This is a genomic window from Frankia sp. CcMO1, from assembly GCF_977945845.1.
Genome location: NZ_CDWTMG010000041.1, coordinates 8,168 through 10,260, shown reverse-complemented (window position 1 = coordinate 10,260; position 2,093 = coordinate 8,168). Strand labels below are relative to the sequence as shown.

Genomic DNA, 2,093 nt, shown 5'->3' with positions numbered 1-2,093 from the left:
TTCATTACGTCCCCTATGTCCCGACCCGCAAGAAGCGTGGCGCCTTCCAGCGGAAGGCCGCGAATGGCCGGTCCGGTTCCGAACGCCAGTTCTGCCGAATTGGTGACAGATTTCGGCTTATACCCATTGAAGGCAGGTTCGTCCAGGGTGGATTGGTCCCGTCTCCGACGGGACATGGCCACCCTGCCGTGAGACCTACCAGGCAAAGTAACCAGCCGTAGTCGATGGGGATCAAAGTGCGACGACGTCAGTAGTCAAGCGTTATCGACTGTCGAATCGGCGACAACAAAATCTTCACGACGTTTACCCGCTGCGGGGGACGAACTTCTAGCATTGGGACTGCCTCACCGGGCTACCGATGGGGCGATGCCGGCCTGTTCCGGGGCCGCCGCTAGTCCCCGGGGAGAAGCTGAGTATGGACGACGACGCGGACCTGGTGGCCCGTGTCCGACGTGGTGACCGGCAGGCGTTCGACGATCTCTACGATCTGTACGCCGATGATGTCTTCTCGATGTGCCTGCTGATTCTGGGCGATCCCACCGTGGCCCGCGCAGCGGCCGGGACGGCGTTCGCCTTCGTCGCCCGCACTCGTCTAAATCCCCTGAGCGATCCCACCCGGCTGCGGTCCTGGCTACTCGAGCTTGCTCGAGGAAGCGATCTGGCCTGGTCGGGATCGCCCCAGGCCGCAGCATCCCGGTACCCCATGGAGTCTCGCCCGAAGAGCTCCTCACCGGTGCCGTGGTTCCGGCGCCGGCGAGTCTGCGGGTCGGCCTCGCGCGCACCTTCGATCGCGCCGCTGTCGCGGCTGTAGCCGCAGCCTCAGCCGCCAGTCGGCGGGCTGCGGCAGCGGCCGCCGCGGCCGATACCGATACTAAGAGCGAAGTCGGCGAGACCACCAAGGAGACACCGAAGGTCAATCTCGTCAAGGTACCGACTGCTCCACCCAGCGGTGACAGGTACGCCGATGCCGAGAAAACCATCATCGCCGCCACCACGCACCCCACGCGTCTACTCCCGCTCATGCGCATGGACTCCGACAATGACCTCACCGACGCACCACAGACTCATACTGGCCGCGGCACCGCGGGATGGCGCAGGCGGTCGGCGGTGGCAGTCGCCGCGGTGACGGCCATTGCCGTCGCCGGCCTCACGGCGGCCATGAACTGGCCCACCTCCGATGCCCAGCTGCTGTCGGAGGACAGGCCGAATATCACGCAGGGGCAGGTGACGCAGGCGCCGACCCCGGACGCGGTACGTCCGCCCGTGCCTGCGGCCGCACCCAGCAATGCGGCCGCGACGTCCTCGACAGTCGTCCCGACGGTCGCCGGAGCGTTCACCAGCCGGGCTGCGTCGCCCGGGGGCTTGGAACCACGCCTCATGGAGCCCATCGCGCGGCAGGTCAGCAAGCCCTCGCCCTCCGCCGCTCACCGTCCCGACCCTGCTTTTGTCAAGGCGCCTGCGGCACCGCCTCCGTCCTCGCCGTCCACCGCCCCGGCGCCACGCACGCCGACGACGGGGCCACCGACCACGACTCCTACACAGCCGCCGACCACGACTCCATCGTCAGCCAGCCGACCGCCGACGGCACCACCGAGCACCCCACCCTCGACGGCACCGACCGGGGTGGGTGCTCCGACGTCGACGTCCCCACCGAGTGGCAACCCCGGGAGCCCAAGTACCGGACCCGCTCCCAGCAGCTTCTCCACCGGAAGGACAAGTTCGCCCGACACAGGCGGCTGGATCATCAATCCGATTACAATACCACTGCCCATTTTCATCTAGTCTTTTCTCTAGTCCACATTGCACAACAATGTGGATACGGGCATACTCAAAAGATGCCAGATCGAGCAGGACGTTAAAAATCCCGAGATCCGCCGAGTGCCGATAGTAGGCCTGGAAGGGACTGCGGTTCGGTCCCGGACCCGTCGGCGCCATAATCACGCATTTTCCACTCGGGGTCCCCGGTCCTTGTTCTCAGCCATTATGGGGACGTAATGAAGTAACAAATACGTGATCGAGAGCATCATCGCAGGTCACAGGCCTGTGGAGGGTTCGAAACGCGCAAGTTATTTCATTTCGACTCCTATGTGCGA

The 2,093-nt window shown here is 64.9% G+C and carries 3 protein-coding genes; 1 reads left to right on the top strand and 2 read right to left on the bottom strand.

Annotated elements, in window-relative coordinates:
• Positions 1 to 415 precede the first annotated feature (415 nt).
• Positions 416 to 811 carry a hypothetical protein gene (locus AC08OU_RS08080; RefSeq protein ID WP_476602344.1) on the top strand — a complete coding sequence of 132 codons (396 nt, stop codon included), beginning with the start codon at positions 416 to 418 and terminating at the stop codon, positions 809 to 811.
• A 253-nt stretch (positions 812 to 1,064) separates the two neighbouring features.
• Here AC08OU_RS08080 and AC08OU_RS08075 read toward each other — a convergent pair whose 3' ends face one another.
• Both AC08OU_RS08075 and AC08OU_RS08070 read right to left on the bottom strand, forming a co-directional pair.
• Complete coding sequence (locus AC08OU_RS08075; RefSeq protein ID WP_476602343.1) at positions 1,065 to 1,379, bottom strand: hypothetical protein; 315 nt, start codon at positions 1,377 to 1,379, stop codon at positions 1,065 to 1,067.
• Positions 1,380 to 1,424: 45 nt separating this feature from the next.
• Entirely contained in the window at positions 1,425 to 1,730 is a 306-nt protein-coding gene (locus tag AC08OU_RS08070; RefSeq protein ID WP_476602342.1) for a hypothetical protein, read from the bottom strand.
• Between the last annotated feature and the right edge of the window lie 363 nt (positions 1,731 to 2,093).

Excerpts from the sequence above, each read along its gene's own strand:
- AC08OU_RS08075 (WP_476602343.1), bottom strand. The coding sequence starts at position 1,379 with ATGAGGCGTGGTTCCAAGCCCCCGGGCGACGCAGCCCGGCTGGTGAAC.
- AC08OU_RS08080 (WP_476602344.1), top strand. The coding sequence starts at position 416 with ATGGACGACGACGCGGACCTGGTGGCCCGTGTCCGACGTGGTGACCGG.